We start from the raw sequence: 15,443 nt of genomic DNA, 5'->3' as shown, positions 1-15,443 counted from the left end.
GCACAGTGCAGCTGGTAGTCGCTCGCATCGGCCGCGCCCACGGCATCAAGGGCGAGGTCACCGTCGAGGTACGCACCGATGAGCCGGAACTCAGGCTCGCCCCCGGAGCCGTCCTGGCCACCGAACCGGCCTCCACCGGTCCCCTGACCATCGAGACCGGCCGGGTCCACAGCGGCCGGCTCCTCCTGCGTTTCGAGGGCGTGAGCGACCGCACCGGCGCCGAGGCCCTGCGCAACACCCTCCTGATCGCCGAGGTCGACCCGGAGGAGCTGCCGGAGGAAGAGGACGAGTACTACGACCACCAGCTGATGGACCTGGACGTCGTCACCAAGGACGGCACCGAGGTCGGCCGGATCACCGAGATCTCGCACCTGCCCTCCCAGGACCTCTTCATCGTCGAGCGTCCCGACGGCAGCGAGGTGATGATCCCCTTCGTGGAGTCGATCGTCATCGAGATCGACCTGGAGGAGCAGCGCGCGGTCATCGACCCGCCGCCCGGGCTGATCGACGACCGGGCGGAAATCGTGTCCGCCAAGGAAGCCTCTTCCGAGGAGGAGGCGTAATGCGGCTCGACGTCGTCACGATCTTCCCCGAGTACCTCGAACCGCTGAACGTCTCCCTCGTCGGCAAGGCACGCGCGCGTGGACAGCTGAATGTGCACGTGCATGATCTGCGCTCCTGGACGTACGACCGCCACAACACCGTCGACGACACCCCCTACGGCGGCGGCCCCGGCATGGTCATGAAGACCGAGCCCTGGGGCGACGCCCTGGACTCCGTCCTGGCCGACGGCTACGAGACCGGCTCGGGTGCGCCCGCGCTCATCGTGCCGACGCCGAGCGGCCGGCCCTTCACCCAGGAGCTCGCCGTGGAGCTCTCCGAGCGCCCCTGGCTGGTCTTCACGCCCGCCCGCTACGAGGGCATCGACCGACGGGTGATCGACGAGTACGCGACCCGGATGCCCGTCTACGAGGTGTCCATCGGCGACTACGTGCTCGCCGGCGGCGAGGCGGCCGTCCTGGTCGTCACGGAGGCCGTGGCGCGGCTGCTGCCGGGCGTCCTGGGCAACGCCGAGTCGCACCGCGACGACTCCTTCGCGCCCGGGGCCATGGCCAACCTCCTGGAGGGGCCGATCTACACCAAGCCGCCCGCCTGGCGCGGCCGGGAGATCCCGGACGTGCTGCTCAGCGGCCACCACGGCAGGATCGCCCGCTGGCGGCGCGACGAGGCGCTGAAGCGCACGGCCGCCCACCGGCCCGACCTGATCGAGCGCTGCGAGCCCAAGGCCTTCGACAAGAAGGACCGCGAGATGCTCTCGATCCTGGGCTGGGCCCCGGACCCGGCGGGGGAGCCGTACGGCCGATTTTGGCGCAGGCCGGACGGCGTGGAAGAATAGGTCGCTGTTGTGCGTCGTCCGGCGTGCGCCCCTGCCACAGGGGGACACGACGCCCGCCCCGGCACGGACAGCATCCTTCCGAAAACCCAGCTCCCGCTGATGACCTGTGGCATCGGCGAAGAAAGCAGACGAAATGTCCCACCTGCTCGACATCGTCGACGGCGCCTCGCTGCGCACCGACATCCCGGCCTTCCGCCCGGGTGACACCGTCAACGTCCACGTCCGCGTCATCGAGGGCAACCGCTCCCGTGTGCAGCAGTTCAAGGGCGTAGTCATCCGTCGCCAGGGTTCTGGTGTCCGCGAGACCTTCACGGTCCGCAAGGTCTCGTTCTCCGTCGGCGTGGAGCGCACCTTCCCGGTGCACACCCCGATCGTCGAGAAGATCGAGCTCGTGACCCGCGGTGACGTCCGTCGCGCGAAGCTGTACTACCTCCGTGATCTGCGCGGCAAGGCCGCGAAGATCAAGGAGAAGCGCGACAACTAGTCGCCCTACGGGGTTCTTATGGGGGCCGGATAACATCTGGCTCCGATGGACACCGAAGCACAGCAGACGGAGCGCGACCGCTCCTCCCGCCCTTCCGACTCCGAGGACAGCTCGGACACAGGAGGACCGGAGGGACGGTCGCGTTTCGCGTTGCTGTCGCGTGCCGTCGAGTGGCTGCCCGGCGGCCGGATCACCCTGACTGCCCTGGTCTGTCTGGTGTTTCTGCTGCTGCTCAACACGTTCTTGGTCCAGCCTTTCCAGATTCCCAGCGGATCCATGGAATCCGGATTGAGGATCGGCGACCGCGTTCTCGTAAATAAGTTGGCGTACCGTTTTGGTGCCCATCCGAGGCGCGGCGACATCGTTGTGTTCGACGGCACCGGTTATTTCGGGGACGCCGACTACATCAAGCGCGTTGTGGGTGTGGGGGGAGACCGTGTGGTCTGCTGCGACAAGAAGGGGAGGCTCCAGGTGAACGGGCGGTCGGTCGACGAGACGGCGTTCCTGTACCCCGGTGACACCCCGTCCAGCGTGCCGTTCGACGTCGTGGTGCCCTCCGGGACCCTCTTCGTCCTCGGCGACCACCGCAGCGACTCAAGCGACTCCCGGGATCACCTGGGCGACCCGGGCGGAGGCATGATTCCCGTTGGTGACGTCATCGGACGAGCCGATTGGGTCATCTGGCCCGCCGGGCACTGGACCCACCTCGTCCGACCCGGCGCCTACGCGCGCGTACCCGCCGCGGACGGCGCCCATGGGTAACCGCGGCAAACCGCGCGGCGCGGCGCCGGGCGGCAACTTCGGGAACGAGAACCTGCTGCCCACCGGCTTCCGGCGCGCGGGCGCGCTGGCCCCGGCGGGCGGCGCAGGCCGCAGTCGGGCCGAGCGCCGCAAGCTCCAGCGCAAGGTCAAGCGGCGGCGCAGGCGCGGCGCGGTCCGGGAGATACCCCTCCTGGTGGGCGTCGCGGTCCTCATAGCCCTCGTACTGAAGACCTTCCTCGTCCAGGCGTTCGTGATCCCGTCGGGCTCCATGGAGCAGACGATCCGCATCGGGGACCGGGTCCTGGTCGACAAGTTCACCCCGTGGTTCGGCTCCGAGCCCAAGCGCGGTGACGTCGTCGTCTTCCACGACCCGGGCGGCTGGCTCGCGGACGAGCAGACCACCAAGAAGAACGACCCCGTGGTGATCAAGCAGGTCAAGGAAGGGCTCCAGTTCATCGGCCTGCTGCCGTCCGACAACGAGAAGGACCTCATCAAGCGGGTCATCGGCGTCGGCGGCGACAAGGTCAAGTGCTGCGACTCGCAAGGGCGGGTGACCGTCAACGGCGTTCCCCTGACGGAGGCCGACTACCTGTACCCCGGGAACGCGCCGTCCGAGACGCCGTTCGACATCACCGTCCCCAAGGGCCGGCTGTGGGTGATGGGCGACCACCGCGGCAACTCGGCCGACTCCCGGGCACACCAGAACACCAGTTACGGCGGCACGGTCGCGCTCTCCTCGGTGGTGGGGCGGGCCAAGGTGATCGCCTGGCCGATGGGCCACTGGACCAGCCTGAACGAACCTAAAACCTTCGCATCGGTTTCCAACTCCGTGTCGGGGACGACCGCCGGTCCCGAACTGTCGCATAGGGTTGCCCCGGTCGATCCGAACGGATCGGTCCAACTCCCGAGCCCTGCGGAACTCCCGCTCGTTATGGGAGTGGTGGGCCTGCGCCGAGGATGGGGCAGGCGGCGGCACAGAGTGAGGAGTTGGCGTGGGGGATGTGGCGGTTGGCGCACGGTCCGGACACGACGGCGAGGAGCACCAGGGACATCCCGTGGAAGCACCCGTCCCGGCCGCGGACAGCGCCGTGACCTCCGGGAGTGACGCCGGAGCGGACGAGGACGGTACGGCGCCGGGCGACACGGCCCGGACCGAGGTACTGGGGTCGGGCGACTCGCCCCCCCAGGCGAAGAAGCAGCGCTCCTTCTGGAAGGAGCTGCCGATCCTCATCGTCATCGCGCTCGTCCTGGCGCTGCTGATCAAGACGTTCCTGGTGCAGGCGTTCTCGATCCCCTCCGACTCGATGCAGAACACCCTCCAGCAGGGTGACCGGGTCCTGGTCGACAAGCTCACCCCGTGGTTCGGCTCTGAGCCCGAGCGCGGTGAGGTCGTCGTCTTCCACGACCCGGACGACTGGCTGGCGGGCGAGCCGACGGCCAACCCCAACGCCCTTCAGACGGTGCTCAGCTGGATCGGCCTGATGCCGTCCGCCCAGGAGAAGGACCTGATCAAGCGGGTCATCGGCGTCGGCGGCGACACGGTCTCGTGCAGCGGCACCGGCCCGTTGATGGTCAACGGCAAGGCGCTGAACGAGCCGTACGTCTACCCGGGCAACACCCCGTGCACCAACGACGACCAGGGCGGTCAGTTCACCGTCAAGGTCCCCAAGGGCGACATCTGGGTGATGGGCGACCACCGGCAGAACTCGCGGGACTCGCGCTACAACCAGTCCGACAAGCACCACGGCATGGTCCCGGTGAAGGAGGTCGTAGGCCGCGCGATCGTCAAGGCCTGGCCCATCAACCGCTGGGGCACGCTGCCGATCCCGGACACCTTCGACCAGACCGGCATCAACACCCAGGCCTCGGCCTCCCGCCTGCTGACGGCCGCACCGGAGGGCCTCGCCCTCGTCGGCGTACTGCCGCTGGCCCTGTGGCGCCGCAGGCGGTCCCGGTCCGCCAAGGTCGGGTAAAGGCCTTGTAGAGCTTGTGACCTTGGTCCCGGAGGAAGGGCTGACCACCCTCGGTACCGCCGGGTAGGGTGCGGACCCATGGGTGGCGAGAGCGCAACACGTACGGCCCCGCGTACCGGCGGTGGCACTGGCAAGGGCCCGGTGGGCAGCCGGACCGGACAGCGGTTGTCCGGACTGGCCGTCGCACTGGGCCTTGTGCTGTTCCTCGGCGGATTCGGCTGGGGAGCGGTGGTCTACCGGCCGTACACGGTGCCCACCAGCTCCATGACGCCGACCATCGACATGGGCGACCGGGTGCTGGCGCAGCGCATCGACGGCAGCGAGGTGCGCCGGGGTGACGTCGTCGTCTTCACCGACAAGACCTGGGTGACGAACGCGCCCGTGGTCAAGCGTGTCGTCGCGGTCGGCGGGGACACCGTCTCCTGCTGCACGAACGGCAAGCTGGTTGTCAACGGCAAGCAGATCGACGAGGGCTACCTCAAGGGCGGCGCGGTCGAGGACAAGACGATCCCGACGGTGAAGGTCCCCAAGGGCCGTCTGTTCCTGCTCGGCGACGAGCGCCAGGGCTCCCTGGACTCCAGCGCCCACCTCACGGACGTCGCCGGCGGCACCGTCGCGAGCAGTGCCGTGAACGCCCGCGTGGACGCCGTCGTCTGGCCCATGAAGGGCATGCTGGACCGCCCCAACGGCTTCGAGGAACTCGGCTCCCTCTCCGAGCCCGGCCCGCTGCGCACGGTCGTCGCCCTGATCGTCGCGGGCGCGGTGCTCGTCCTCGGCGGCGGCGCCTACGGCCCGGTCGCCAAGCGGCTGGCCGGCCGCCGCTCCCGGACGCGTACGGAGCCCGCCGGTGCCCGCTGAGGCCACCGAGGAGGGCGCCCACGGCGACTCGTACGAGGGCGGGCTGCGCAAGGTCGCCCGGGTGATTCTCCTGGACCCGCAGGACCGCATCCTGCTGCTGCACGGCCACGAGCCGGAGGATCCGGCCGACGACTGGTGGTTCACGCCGGGCGGCGGCCTGGAGGGCGACGAGACCCACGAGGAGGCCGCGCTGCGGGAGCTCGCGGAGGAGACCGGGATCACCCGGGTGGAACTCGGCCCGGTGCTGTGGACCCGGACGTGCTCCTTCCCGTTCGCGGGCCGCCGCTGGGACCAGGACGAGTGGTACTACCTGGCCAGGACGTCCGCCACGGCCGACGGGGTGCCCGGCGCCACGGCCCTCACCGAGCTGGAGCGCCGCAGCGTCTCCGGAGCACGTTGGTGGACGTGCCGGGAACTGGAGCGGGCGCATGAGACGGTGTATCCGACCAGACTCGCCGAGCTGCTCCGCAGGCTGATCGACGAAGGGCCCCCGGCCGGGCCGGTGACCCTTGACACGGAAATCGTCTAGGGACGCACGGGACTGGCGCACAATGGTGGGATCGCACGGCTGAAGGGGAACATGCCATGAGCGCCGAGGACCTCGAAAAGTACGAGACCGAGATGGAGCTGAAGCTCTACCGGGAGTACCGCGATGTCGTCGGTCTGTTCAAATACGTGATCGAGACCGAACGGCGCTTCTACCTCACCAACGACTACGAGATGCAGGTGCACTCGGTCCAGGGCGAGGTGTTCTTCGAGGTGTCCATGGCGGATGCCTGGGTGTGGGACATGTATCGACCGGCTCGCTTCGTCAAGCAGGTCAGAGTCCTCACATTCAAGGACGTGAACATCGAAGAGCTGAACAAGAGCGATCTGGAGCTGCCGGGCGGCTGACGGCGGCTCTTCGCGGAGGACTCGTCGCTCGTGTGGGTGACCGAGTTCTCCACAAGCACTGAACGGTCCACCAAGATCCACTCGGTGGGCCGTTCTGCGTGACGGTTGGCGCCGGAGGTGGTGCCGACATGAACGCACGCAGTGCAATCGGCAAGTACGGTGAGACCGTGGCCGCACGACGGCTGGTCGCGGCCGGTATGACGGTCCTGGAGCGCAACTGGCGCTGTGGCAGGACCGGCGAGATCGACATCGTGGCGCGGGACGGCGACGTCCTGGTGGTCTGCGAGGTCAAGACACGGCGGGCCGGTGCCTACGAGCACCCGATGGCCGCGGTGACCCCCAAGAAGGCGGAGCGCCTGCGCGACCTCGCCGAATGCTGGATCCACGCCCACGGAGGGGCGCCACCGGGCGGTGTCCGCATCGACCTGGTCGGCGTGCTCCTGCCCCGCCTCGGCGCAGCAGTCGTCGAGCACGCGCGGGGGGTGGTCTGAGATGGCCTTCGCTCGTACGTGCTCGGTGGCGCTGGTGGGCGTCGAGGGCGTCGTCGTCGAGGTCCAGGCCGACCTCGAACCCGGCGTCGCCGCGTTCACGCTGGTGGGACTGCCCGACAAGAGCCTGACGGAGAGCAGGGACCGGGTCCGCGCCGCGGTCGTCAACTCGGGCGCCGCGTGGCCGCAGAAGAAACTCACGGTGGGCCTGAGCCCGGCCTCCGTACCCAAGAGCGGCAGCGGCTTCGACCTGGCCGTCGCCGCGGCGGTACTCGGCGCGGCCGAACGGATCGATCCCCGGGTCCTCGCCGACATCGTGATGATCGGCGAACTGGGCCTCGACGGGAGGGTCCGCCCTGTCCGGGGGATCCTCCCGGCGGTGCTGGCGGCGGCGGACGCGGGGTATGAGCAGGTGGTGGTGCCGGAGTGTGCCGCCGCCGAGGCGTCCCTCGTGCCCGGGGTGTCCGTGCTCGGCGTCCGCAGCCTGCGGCAGCTGATCGCCGTACTCGCGGACGAGCCCGTCCCCGACGAGGAACCCGACGACCTGGTGGGCCGGCCCGATCCGCTCCTCGCCGGACTGCGCGTGCCGGGTACCGGTGCGGCCACGGGGATGCACAGCGCGGGAGCGGCGCATTACGACCCCGGTCATGACCTCGCCGATGTCGTCGGACAGGACGCGGCGCGCACGGCGGTGGAGATCTCCGCGGCCGGCGGACACCACCTCTTCCTCGAAGGTCCGCCCGGTGCGGGCAAGACCATGCTGGCGGAGCGGCTGCCCGCGATCCTGCCCCGGCTCAGCCGACAGGACTCACTGGAGGTCACGGCGGTCCACTCGGTGGCGGGTCTGCTACCGCCGGGGAAGCCCCTGATCGACGTCGCCCCATACTGCGCCCCGCACCACTCGGCCACGATGCAGGCCCTCGTCGGCGGCGGATCCCACATGGCGAGGCCGGGGGCTGTCTCCCTGTCGCACCGGGGAATTCTCTTTCTCGACGAGACTCCCGAGTTCAGCGGCCAGGCCCTCGACGCGCTGCGGCAGCCGCTGGAGTCGGGGTACGTGGTGATCGCCCGCAGCGCGGGTGTGGTGCGGTTCCCGGCGAGGTTCCAGATGGTGCTCGCGGCCAATCCCTGTCCCTGCGGCCGCTACTCCCTGAAGGACGACCTCTGCGAATGCCCGCCCATGTCGATCCGCCGCTATCAGGCCCGGATCTCCGGCCCACTGCTCGACCGGGTGGACCTGCGGGTCACCGTGGACCGTGTCACCCGGGAAGAGCTCGGCGCGTTCGGCGCGCGAGGGGAGACCACCGCGACGGTCGCGGACCGGGTACGGGCGGCCAGGGAGCGGACCCTGGCACGCCTCGCGGACACTCCGTGGCGCACCAACAGCGAGGTGCCCGGCCGTGAACTGCGCAGCCGCTGGCACGCGGTGCGCGGGGCGATGGACGAGGCCGAACGCAGCCTGGAGCGGGGTGCGCTGACCGCGCGCGGGATCGACCGGGTCCTGCGCGTGGCCTGGACGGTCGCGGACCTCAAGGGGCACGACCGGCCCGACGACACGGACGTCCTCCTCGCCCTGCAACTGCGCACAGGTGTTTCCCGCGGCGCGACGATGTCCCTCGGGGCACTGGCATGACCGCGCACGAGGACCCGGGCGACGACGAGTCCCATGCCCGTGTCTTCCTCGCCCGGGTGATCGAACCCGGTGACGAAGTGGCCGGGCGCTGGATTCGGGAGCTGGGGGCCGTGGAAGTGGCCCGGCGGCTGCGGGACGGGGGGCCGCAGCTCGTCGGGGTCACCGACAAGCGGTGGGCCGGGCTGTGCACGCGGGCCGAGTCGGTCGAGCCGGGGCGGGATCTGGAGGTCGCGGAGAAGGCCGGGGTGCGATTCGTGTGCCCCGGCGACACCGAGTGGCCCGCACAGCTCGACGACCTCGGGGACGCGCGGCCCGTCGGACTGTGGGTGCGCGGGCGGCCCAGCCTGCGGGTGTGGGCGCTCAAGTCCGTCGCCGTCGTCGGCGCCCGCGCCTGCACCGAGTACGGCGCACACATGGCGGCCACCCTCGCCGCCGACCTCGCCCAGGACGGCTGGATCGTCGTGTCCGGCGGTGCCTACGGCGTCGACGGTGCCGCACATCGCGGCGCCCTCGGCGCGGGCGGCGCCACCGTCGCCGTGCTCGCCTGCGGAGTCGACCGGCCCTACCCGCGCGGCCACACCGAGTTGATCGGCAGGATTGCCGAACAGGGGCTCGTGGTGGGCGAGTTGCCGCCCGGCGAGCATCCGACACCGAGCAGGTTCATCCTCCGGAACAGAGTGATCGCCGCGCTCACCAGGGGCACCGTGGTGGTCGAGGCCGCGTACCGCAGCGGATCGCTCGTCACGGCCCGGGCGGCGCAGCGGCTGGGGCGCCACACCATGGGTGTCCCCGGCCCGGCCACCAGCGGACTCTCCGCCGGCGTGCACGAACTCCTGCGCGGGGACGCGGTGCTGGTCACCGACGCCGCCGAAGTCGTCGAACTGGTCGGTGACATGGGCGAACTGGCCCCCGACCGACGCGGACCGGTGCTCCCGCGCGACCTGTTGGAACCGGCCGCCCGCCGCGTCCTCGCCGCCCTCCCCGGCAACAGGGCGGCAGCGGCGCGGGAGATCGCCCGGGGCGCGCAGAGCACGGAGGACGACGCGGTCGCGAGACTGTACGAACTCCGAGCACTTGGTTACGTCGAACGACACGGCGACGGCTGGAAGTTGACACGCCAGGCGATGATCTCGGTCCGGCCGGATCGGGGGCGCCGCTGACCGAGTGTGTTCGGCCGTCCGGGGGAACCCCGACACCCTTGGGAATTCCCGCAGTTGGCGCATTCCGATGATCACGCAGAGCGACTGGAGTGACCCGTTCCGGCACCCTGTCGAACGCGTCCGTGGCCGGTCCGAGCCCTGTCCTTCGCACACCGCGACACTCCAGTCACGCTACGCTCACGGGGATTCCGGCACAGACCGGCCAACAGGCTGGTAACTCCACATCACTCCGACAGCTCACCCAGGCAACCGCACTTCACGGCAGAACGGCACAAGGCGACGAATGCCCCAGCACACCTCCGGGTCCGACCGGGCGGCGATCCCCCCAGCCGCCCGTGACGGTGGCAGCGTCCGGCCGCCCGCTCCCTCGACGCTCGACGAGCTGTGGCGGTCGTACAAGACGACGGGCGACGAGCGGCTGCGCGAGCAGCTGATCCTGCACTACTCGCCGCTCGTGAAATACGTCGCGGGACGGGTGAGCGTCGGGCTGCCGCCCAATGTCGAGCAGGCGGACTTCGTGTCGTCCGGGGTGTTCGGACTGATCGACGCCATCGAGAAGTTCGACATCGAGCGGGAGATCAAGTTCGAGACGTACGCGATCACCCGCATCCGGGGCGCGATGATCGACGAGTTGCGCGCGCTCGACTGGATCCCGCGCTCGGTGCGGCAGAAGGCGCGGAACGTGGAGCGGGCGTACGCCACGCTGGAGGCGCGGCTCAGGCGTACCCCCAGCGAGGGCGAGGTGGCTGCCGAGATGGGCATCGCGGTGGACGAACTCCACGCCGTCTTCAGCCAGTTGTCGCTGGCCAACGTGGTGGCGCTGGAGGAGCTGCTGCACGCCGGCGGCGAGGGCGGCGACCGGCTCAGCCTCATGGACACCCTGGAGGACACCGCCGCCGACAACCCGGTCGAGGTGGCCGAGGGGCGGGAGCTGCGGCGGTTCCTGGCGCGGGCGATCAACACCCTGCCCGAGCGGGAGAAGACCGTCGTCACGCTCTACTACTACGAGGGGCTGACCCTCGCCGAGATCGGCAACGTGCTCGGGGTGACCGAGAGCCGGGTCAGCCAGATCCACACCAAGTCCGTGCTCCAGCTGCGCGCCAAGCTGGCCAGTTTCGGCCGTTGAGCGAAAGCCGTACCGCCTCCTCGACCTCGCAGAATCGTGCCTGCATGGCCCCGGTCACTCCCGCCGGGGGTGGAGCGTCCGTAGAGTGGTTGACGTGCCAAGGATTCGAGCGGCCTCCGTGGCCGAGCACCGGTCGATGCAGCGAGCCGCCCTGCTGGACGCGGCTCGTTCACTGCTGTCCGAGGGCGGGACGGAGGCGCTGACCTTCCCGGCCCTGGCCGAGCGGACGGGTCTCGCGCGGTCCTCCGTGTACGAGTACTTCCGCTCGCGGGCCGCCGTCGTCGAGGAGCTGTGCGAGGTCGACTTCCCCGTCTGGGCGGCGGACGTGTCGGCGGCGATGGAGCGGGCGGGCTCCGCCGAGGGCAAGGTCGAGGCGTATGTGCGGCAGCAGCTCGCGTTGGTCGGGGACCGGCGGCATCGGGCTGTGGTCGCCATCTCCGCGAGTGAACTGGACGCCGGGGCGCGGGAGAAGATCCGGGCCGCGCACGGTGGGCTGGTTGCGATGATCGTTGAGGCGTTGGCCGAGATGGGGCATGGGGAGCCTCGGTTGGCGGCGATGTTGCTGCAAGGGGTTGTCGATGCGGCTGTGCGGCGAATCGAGCTGGGGGCTGCGGAGGATCCCTCGGTGATTACTGAGGCTGCGGTGAGTATGGCTTTGCGGGGCGTTCAGGGTTGAGTGTCGGCTGCGGGCCGGTGGGGGCTGGGCGCGCAGTTCCCCGCGCCCCTAAATGACTCCAAGCGTCGGCGGCAAGCGGGAGAGGCCACTAAAAAAGCTCCACGTACCGGCAGCAAGTGAGACAGGTCCCTAAACGCCGAGCACCGGCAGCAGGCGTGACGGCCCCCTGTTCAGCAGCCACGGTGGCAACAGCCCCAGCGGATCCAAGTACACCTCCCCTCTCAGCAAGCCCCAGTGCACGCACGGAGTCGTGCCGCAGTGCGAGCCCGTGAGTTCCACCGTCCCGACCACCCCGCCCGCCTCCACCTCGTCCCCCTTCTTCACCGAGGCAGTCACCGGTTCGTACGTCGTGCGGAGATCCGTCCCCGTCAGTTCCACCGACACCACTCCTCTCCCCGCCACCCGCCCCGCGAACGACACCCGGCCCGCCGCCACCGCCCGTACCGGAGCGCCGGCCGGGGTCGCCAGGTCCACGCCCCGGTGGCCCCGGGCGTAGAGCGTCGCCGGGGGCTCCCAGCCGCGCAGGACCAAGGGGTGGGAACCGACCGGCCAGGTGCGGGCCACGGCCGGTACGGGAGGGGGTGGGAGTCCGGGGGCCGGAGGGGCGTCGGCCGCACGGGCCGCGCAGGTCAGCAGGGTCAGGAAGAGGGCCAGTACCAGGCCCGGCACCAAGTCCAGCACTGTGTGCCGGTTTCGTCGTGTTCGCATGGCACAAACCGTGCCGTACCCATGGCGATCATGGCCGGGACCTGTGGACCGCCGGGGGCCTGTGGACAACGGCGTCACCCGGTACCTCGCGGGTCCCGTACACTTCCTTTGGCGATCCGGGTCACCGGGTCGACTTCGCACGCCCCGACATCTGGTCCTCCGTCGAGAGACGAATCCGGTGTCAGCGCTCCTCGGTCCTCTGGGCACGCGCACGTGGGCGTCAGGCGCGAGTGCCGTCCCGGCACCCGCGGCACAACCGAGAAAATCAAGGAGAACGGCCATGGCCGTCGTCACGATGCGGGAGCTGCTGGAAAGCGGCGTCCACTTCGGTCACCAGACCCGTCGCTGGAACCCGAAGATGAAGCGCTTCATCTTCACCGAGCGCAACGGCATCTACATCATCGACCTGCTCCAGTCGCTGTCGTACATCGACCGCGCCTACGAGTTCGTCAAGGAGACCGTCGCCCACGGCGGCACGGTCATGTTCGTCGGCACGAAGAAGCAGGCGCAGGAGGCCATCGCCGAGCAGGCCACCCGCGTCGGCATGCCCTACGTCAACCAGCGCTGGCTGGGCGGCATGCTCACCAACTTCTCCACCGTCTACAAGCGTCTGCAGCGCCTCAAGGAGCTGGAGCAGATCGACTTCGAGGACGTCGCCGCGTCCGGTCTCACCAAGAAGGAGCTTCTCGTGCTCTCGCGCGAGAAGGCCAAGCTGGAGAAGACCCTCGGTGGTATCCGCGAGATGTCCAAGGTTCCCAGCGCCGTCTGGATCGTGGACACCAAGAAGGAGCACATCGCGGTCGGTGAGGCCCGGAAGCTCAACATTCCGGTCGTCGCCATCCTCGACACGAACTGCGACCCCGACGAGGTCGACTACAAGATCCCGGGCAACGACGACGCGATCCGCTCCGTCACCCTGCTCACCCGCGTGATCGCCGACGCCGTCGCCGAGGGCCTCATCAGCCGCTCCGGTGTCGCCGCCGAGGCCAAGGGTGACAAGGCCGCCGGCGAGCCGCTCGCCGCGTGGGAGCGCGACCTGCTCGAGGGCGAGAAGAAGGCCGACGAGGCCCCCGCCGCCGACGCCGAGGTCCAGACCTCCGCCGAGACGGAGAAGGTCGCCGACGCCGAGCAGGCCGAGGCTCCGGTCGCCGTCGAGGAGGCCGCCGCCGAGGTCGAGGCGCCCGCCGCCGACGCCGAGCAGGCCTGACCCTCCGGCCAACGGCCTGACCTTCCGGGCCAAAGGGCTGAGCTGAAGTGACGGCGGGTGGTGCCGACCGCGCCACCCGCCGTTCACTCACAGCCCCTAGATCTTCGTAGCCCGTAGATCTTTGGCGGAAGCCCGCTCACCACGCGGCCGCCGCCGACTTCGAGACTTCGAACTCCGAGAAGAGATTTCCAGATCATGGCGAACTACACCGCCGCCGACGTCAAGAAGCTCCGTGAGCTCACCGGCGCCGGCATGATGGACTGCAAGAAGGCGCTGGACGAGGCCGACGGCAACGTCGAGAAGGCCGTCGAGGCGCTCCGCATCAAGGGCCAGAAGGGCGTTGCCAAGCGCGAGGGCCGCTCCGCCGAGAACGGCGCCGTGGTCTCCGTCATCGCCGACGACAACACCTCCGGTGTCCTGGTCGAGCTGAAGTGCGAGACGGACTTCGTCGCCAAGGGCGAGAAGTTCCAGGCCGTCGCCAACCAGATCGCCCAGCACGTCGCCGCCACCGCCCCGGCCGACATCGAGGCGCTCCTCGCGTCCGAGATCGAGCCCGGCAAGACGGTCCAGGCGTTCGTCGACGAGGCCAACGCGAACCTGGGCGAGAAGATCGTCCTGGACCGCTTCGCCCAGTACGCCGACGGCTACGTCTCCGCGTACATGCACCGCACGATGCCCGACCTGCCCCCGCAGATCGGTGTCCTCGTCGAGCTGGACAAGCCGAACGCCGAGGTCGCCCGCGGTGTCGCCCAGCACATCGCCGCCTTCGCGCCGAAGTACCTGGCCAAGGACGACGTGCCGGCCGAGGTCGTCGAGTCCGAGCGCCGTATCGCCGAGGAGACCACCCGCGCCGAGGGCAAGCCCGAGGCCGCGATCGCGAAGATCGTCGAGGGTCGCGTCAACGGCTTCTTCAAGGACGCGACGCTGCTCGGTCAGCCGTACGCGCTCGACCCCAAGAAGTCCGTCCAGAAGGTTCTGGACGAGGCGGGTGTCACCCTGAAGCGCTTCACGCGCATCAAGGTCGGCATCTGAGTCCGTACCGCGATCGACGCGCGGCGCCCCGCGGAATCCCGCTAGGGTCGTCAGCAGTCGAGCCGGTACGCCGTCGCGCACGCGCGCGTGGCGGACGACAGCAGATCTGACGAGGAGGCCATTGCCGAGCATGGGATGCGACAGACACCCCACCGGCAGTGGCCTTCTTCGTATGTGCGACCACGTAAAAGAGGCGAGAACGTCATGACCACCAAGCCCCAGAAGAACGACGACGGCAAAGTACGCGGCCGGTTTCTGCTGAAGCTGTCCGGAGAGGCCTTCTCCGGAGGCGGTGGCCTGGGCGTCGACCCCGACGTGGTGCACAAGATCGCCCGCGAGATCGCGGCCGTCGTACGGGACGGCGCGGAGGTCGCCGTCGTCATCGGCGGCGGCAACTTCTTCCGCGGCGCCGAACTCCAGCAGCGCGGCATGGACCGGGCCCGCTCCGACTACATGGGCATGCTCGGCACGGTGATGAACTGCCTCGCCCTCCAGGACTTCCTGGAGAAGGAGGGCATCGACAGCCGCGTCCAGACCGCCATCACCATGGGCCAGGTCGCCGAGCCGTACATCCCGCTGCGCGCCGTACGGCACCTGGAGAAGGGCCGTGTGGTCATCTTCGGCGCCGGTATGGGCATGCCGTACTTCTCCACCGACACCACCGCCGCCCAGCGCGCCCTGGAGATCAACGCCGAGGCGCTGCTGATGGGCAAGAACGGCGTGGACGGGGTCTACGACTCCGACCCGAAGACCAACCCCGCGGCCGTCAAGTTCGACTCGCTGAGCTACGGCGAGGTCATCACCCAGGACCTCAAGGTCGCCGACATGACCGCCATCACCCTGTGCCGCGACAACAAGCTTCCGATCCTGGTCTTCGAGCTGATCGCCGAGGGCAATATCGCCCGCGCCGTCAAGGGTGAGAAGATCGGCACGCTTGTGGGTGACCAAGGCAGCCAGGGCTGATGACCCTGACCGGGGGATGGACAATGTCCTGCCGGTCGGGAACCGTTCAGGAACAAGACGCGACGCAGCCGGCCGCCGACGCC

At 69.6% G+C, this 15,443-nt stretch carries 18 protein-coding genes; 17 read left to right on the top strand and 1 reads right to left on the bottom strand.

The features are described 5' to 3' along the window. The first annotated feature begins 5 nt into the window (after window positions 1-5). From rimM to ACQHII_RS14685, 14 genes are all read left to right on the top strand, one after another. Window positions 6-563, top strand: a complete 558-nt coding sequence (gene rimM / locus ACQHII_RS14750) for a ribosome maturation factor RimM (RefSeq protein WP_427919746.1) — start codon at window positions 6-8, stop codon at window positions 561-563. Next, window positions 563-1,396 (top strand): tRNA (guanosine(37)-N1)-methyltransferase TrmD, encoded by an 834-nt coding sequence (trmD, locus tag ACQHII_RS14745; protein WP_427919745.1) that lies wholly within the window; start codon window positions 563-565, stop codon window positions 1,394-1,396. The genes rimM and trmD overlap by 1 nt, the downstream gene beginning before the upstream one ends. Before the next feature lie 133 nt (window positions 1,397-1,529). Next, on the top strand, window positions 1,530-1,880 hold the full coding sequence (rplS, locus tag ACQHII_RS14740; protein WP_019068767.1) for a 50S ribosomal protein L19: 351 nt from the start codon (window positions 1,530-1,532) through the stop codon (window positions 1,878-1,880). Between the two features lie 45 nt (window positions 1,881-1,925). After that, entirely contained in the window at window positions 1,926-2,642 is a 717-nt protein-coding gene (gene lepB / locus ACQHII_RS14735; RefSeq protein ID WP_427919744.1) for a signal peptidase I, read from the top strand. Beyond that, entirely contained in the window at window positions 2,635-3,747 is a 1,113-nt protein-coding gene (lepB, locus tag ACQHII_RS14730; protein ID WP_427919743.1) for a signal peptidase I, read from the top strand. The genes lepB (ACQHII_RS14735) and lepB (ACQHII_RS14730) overlap by 8 nt, the downstream gene beginning before the upstream one ends. Next, window positions 3,635-4,615, top strand: a complete 981-nt coding sequence (lepB, locus tag ACQHII_RS14725; protein ID WP_427919742.1) for a signal peptidase I — start codon at window positions 3,635-3,637, stop codon at window positions 4,613-4,615. The genes lepB (ACQHII_RS14730) and lepB (ACQHII_RS14725) overlap by 113 nt, the downstream gene beginning before the upstream one ends. Before the next feature lie 78 nt (window positions 4,616-4,693). Further along, a complete protein-coding gene (lepB, locus tag ACQHII_RS14720; protein WP_427919741.1) occupies window positions 4,694-5,473 on the top strand; it encodes a signal peptidase I in 780 nt (259 codons plus the stop codon). After that, a complete protein-coding gene (locus ACQHII_RS14715) occupies window positions 5,463-6,002 on the top strand; it encodes an NUDIX hydrolase (protein ID WP_427919740.1) in 540 nt (179 codons plus the stop codon). The genes lepB (ACQHII_RS14720) and ACQHII_RS14715 overlap by 11 nt, the downstream gene beginning before the upstream one ends. A gap of 56 nt (window positions 6,003-6,058) precedes the next feature. Beyond that, entirely contained in the window at window positions 6,059-6,367 is a 309-nt protein-coding gene (locus ACQHII_RS14710) for a DUF2469 domain-containing protein (protein WP_003965949.1), read from the top strand. A gap of 128 nt (window positions 6,368-6,495) precedes the next feature. Further along, window positions 6,496-6,858, top strand: a complete 363-nt coding sequence (locus tag ACQHII_RS14705) for a YraN family protein (protein WP_427919739.1) — start codon at window positions 6,496-6,498, stop codon at window positions 6,856-6,858. 1 nt (window position 6,859) lies between these two features. After that, a complete protein-coding gene (locus ACQHII_RS14700) occupies window positions 6,860-8,488 on the top strand; it encodes a YifB family Mg chelatase-like AAA ATPase (RefSeq protein WP_427919738.1) in 1,629 nt (542 codons plus the stop codon). Continuing rightward, window positions 8,485-9,648, top strand: coding sequence for a DNA-processing protein DprA (gene dprA / locus ACQHII_RS14695; RefSeq protein WP_427919737.1), 1,164 nt, complete (start codon window positions 8,485-8,487; stop codon window positions 9,646-9,648). The genes ACQHII_RS14700 and dprA overlap by 4 nt, the downstream gene beginning before the upstream one ends. 283 nt (window positions 9,649-9,931) lie before the next feature. After that, window positions 9,932-10,774, top strand: coding sequence for an RNA polymerase sigma factor WhiG (gene whiG, locus ACQHII_RS14690; protein ID WP_019068776.1), 843 nt, complete (start codon window positions 9,932-9,934; stop codon window positions 10,772-10,774). Between the two features lie 118 nt (window positions 10,775-10,892). Beyond that, a complete protein-coding gene (locus ACQHII_RS14685) occupies window positions 10,893-11,450 on the top strand; it encodes a TetR/AcrR family transcriptional regulator (RefSeq protein WP_427925310.1) in 558 nt (185 codons plus the stop codon). Between the two features lie 129 nt (window positions 11,451-11,579). On the opposite strand, the gene ACQHII_RS14680 is transcribed toward ACQHII_RS14685, so the two are convergent. Continuing rightward, the gene (locus tag ACQHII_RS14680) at window positions 11,580-12,158 is read right to left on the bottom strand and encodes a murein hydrolase activator EnvC family protein (RefSeq protein ID WP_427919736.1); all 579 of its coding nucleotides are present in this window, start codon (window positions 12,156-12,158) and stop codon (window positions 11,580-11,582) included. A 280-nt stretch (window positions 12,159-12,438) separates the two neighbouring features. On the opposite strand from ACQHII_RS14680, the gene rpsB reads away from it, so the two are divergent. The 3 genes from rpsB (at window position 12,439) to pyrH (ending at window position 15,360) form a co-directional block, all read left to right on the top strand. Continuing rightward, complete coding sequence (gene rpsB / locus ACQHII_RS14675; protein WP_427919735.1) at window positions 12,439-13,365, top strand: 30S ribosomal protein S2; 927 nt, start codon at window positions 12,439-12,441, stop codon at window positions 13,363-13,365. A 195-nt stretch (window positions 13,366-13,560) separates the two neighbouring features. Continuing rightward, window positions 13,561-14,397, top strand: a complete 837-nt coding sequence (gene tsf / locus ACQHII_RS14670; protein ID WP_427919734.1) for a translation elongation factor Ts — start codon at window positions 13,561-13,563, stop codon at window positions 14,395-14,397. A 204-nt stretch (window positions 14,398-14,601) separates the two neighbouring features. Beyond that, entirely contained in the window at window positions 14,602-15,360 is a 759-nt protein-coding gene (pyrH, locus tag ACQHII_RS14665; protein ID WP_427919733.1) for a UMP kinase, read from the top strand. Window positions 15,361-15,443 lie beyond the last annotated feature (83 nt).

Source organism: Streptomyces sp. cg40, from assembly GCF_050320165.1.
In the GTDB taxonomy this organism is placed as follows: domain Bacteria; phylum Actinomycetota; class Actinomycetes; order Streptomycetales; family Streptomycetaceae; genus Streptomyces; species Streptomyces hokutonensis.
This window is presented reverse-complemented; position numbering and strand designations above follow the sequence as displayed.

Excerpts from the sequence above, each read along its gene's own strand:
- trmD (WP_427919745.1), top strand. The coding sequence starts at position 563 with ATGCGGCTCGACGTCGTCACGATCTTCCCCGAGTACCTCGAACCGCTG.
- rplS (WP_019068767.1), top strand. The coding sequence starts at position 1,530 with ATGTCCCACCTGCTCGACATCGTCGACGGCGCCTCGCTGCGCACCGAC.
- lepB (WP_427919744.1), top strand. The coding sequence starts at position 1,926 with ATGGACACCGAAGCACAGCAGACGGAGCGCGACCGCTCCTCCCGCCCT.
- lepB (WP_427919743.1), top strand. The coding sequence starts at position 2,635 with ATGGGTAACCGCGGCAAACCGCGCGGCGCGGCGCCGGGCGGCAACTTC.
- lepB (WP_427919741.1), top strand. The coding sequence starts at position 4,694 with ATGGGTGGCGAGAGCGCAACACGTACGGCCCCGCGTACCGGCGGTGGC.
- ACQHII_RS14710 (WP_003965949.1), top strand. The coding sequence starts at position 6,059 with ATGAGCGCCGAGGACCTCGAAAAGTACGAGACCGAGATGGAGCTGAAG.
- ACQHII_RS14705 (WP_427919739.1), top strand. The coding sequence starts at position 6,496 with ATGAACGCACGCAGTGCAATCGGCAAGTACGGTGAGACCGTGGCCGCA.
- ACQHII_RS14700 (WP_427919738.1), top strand. The coding sequence starts at position 6,860 with ATGGCCTTCGCTCGTACGTGCTCGGTGGCGCTGGTGGGCGTCGAGGGC.
- dprA (WP_427919737.1), top strand. The coding sequence starts at position 8,485 with ATGACCGCGCACGAGGACCCGGGCGACGACGAGTCCCATGCCCGTGTC.
- whiG (WP_019068776.1), top strand. The coding sequence starts at position 9,932 with ATGCCCCAGCACACCTCCGGGTCCGACCGGGCGGCGATCCCCCCAGCC.
- ACQHII_RS14680 (WP_427919736.1), bottom strand. The coding sequence starts at position 12,158 with ATGCGAACACGACGAAACCGGCACACAGTGCTGGACTTGGTGCCGGGC.
- rpsB (WP_427919735.1), top strand. The coding sequence starts at position 12,439 with ATGGCCGTCGTCACGATGCGGGAGCTGCTGGAAAGCGGCGTCCACTTC.
- tsf (WP_427919734.1), top strand. The coding sequence starts at position 13,561 with ATGGCGAACTACACCGCCGCCGACGTCAAGAAGCTCCGTGAGCTCACC.
- pyrH (WP_427919733.1), top strand. The coding sequence starts at position 14,602 with ATGACCACCAAGCCCCAGAAGAACGACGACGGCAAAGTACGCGGCCGG.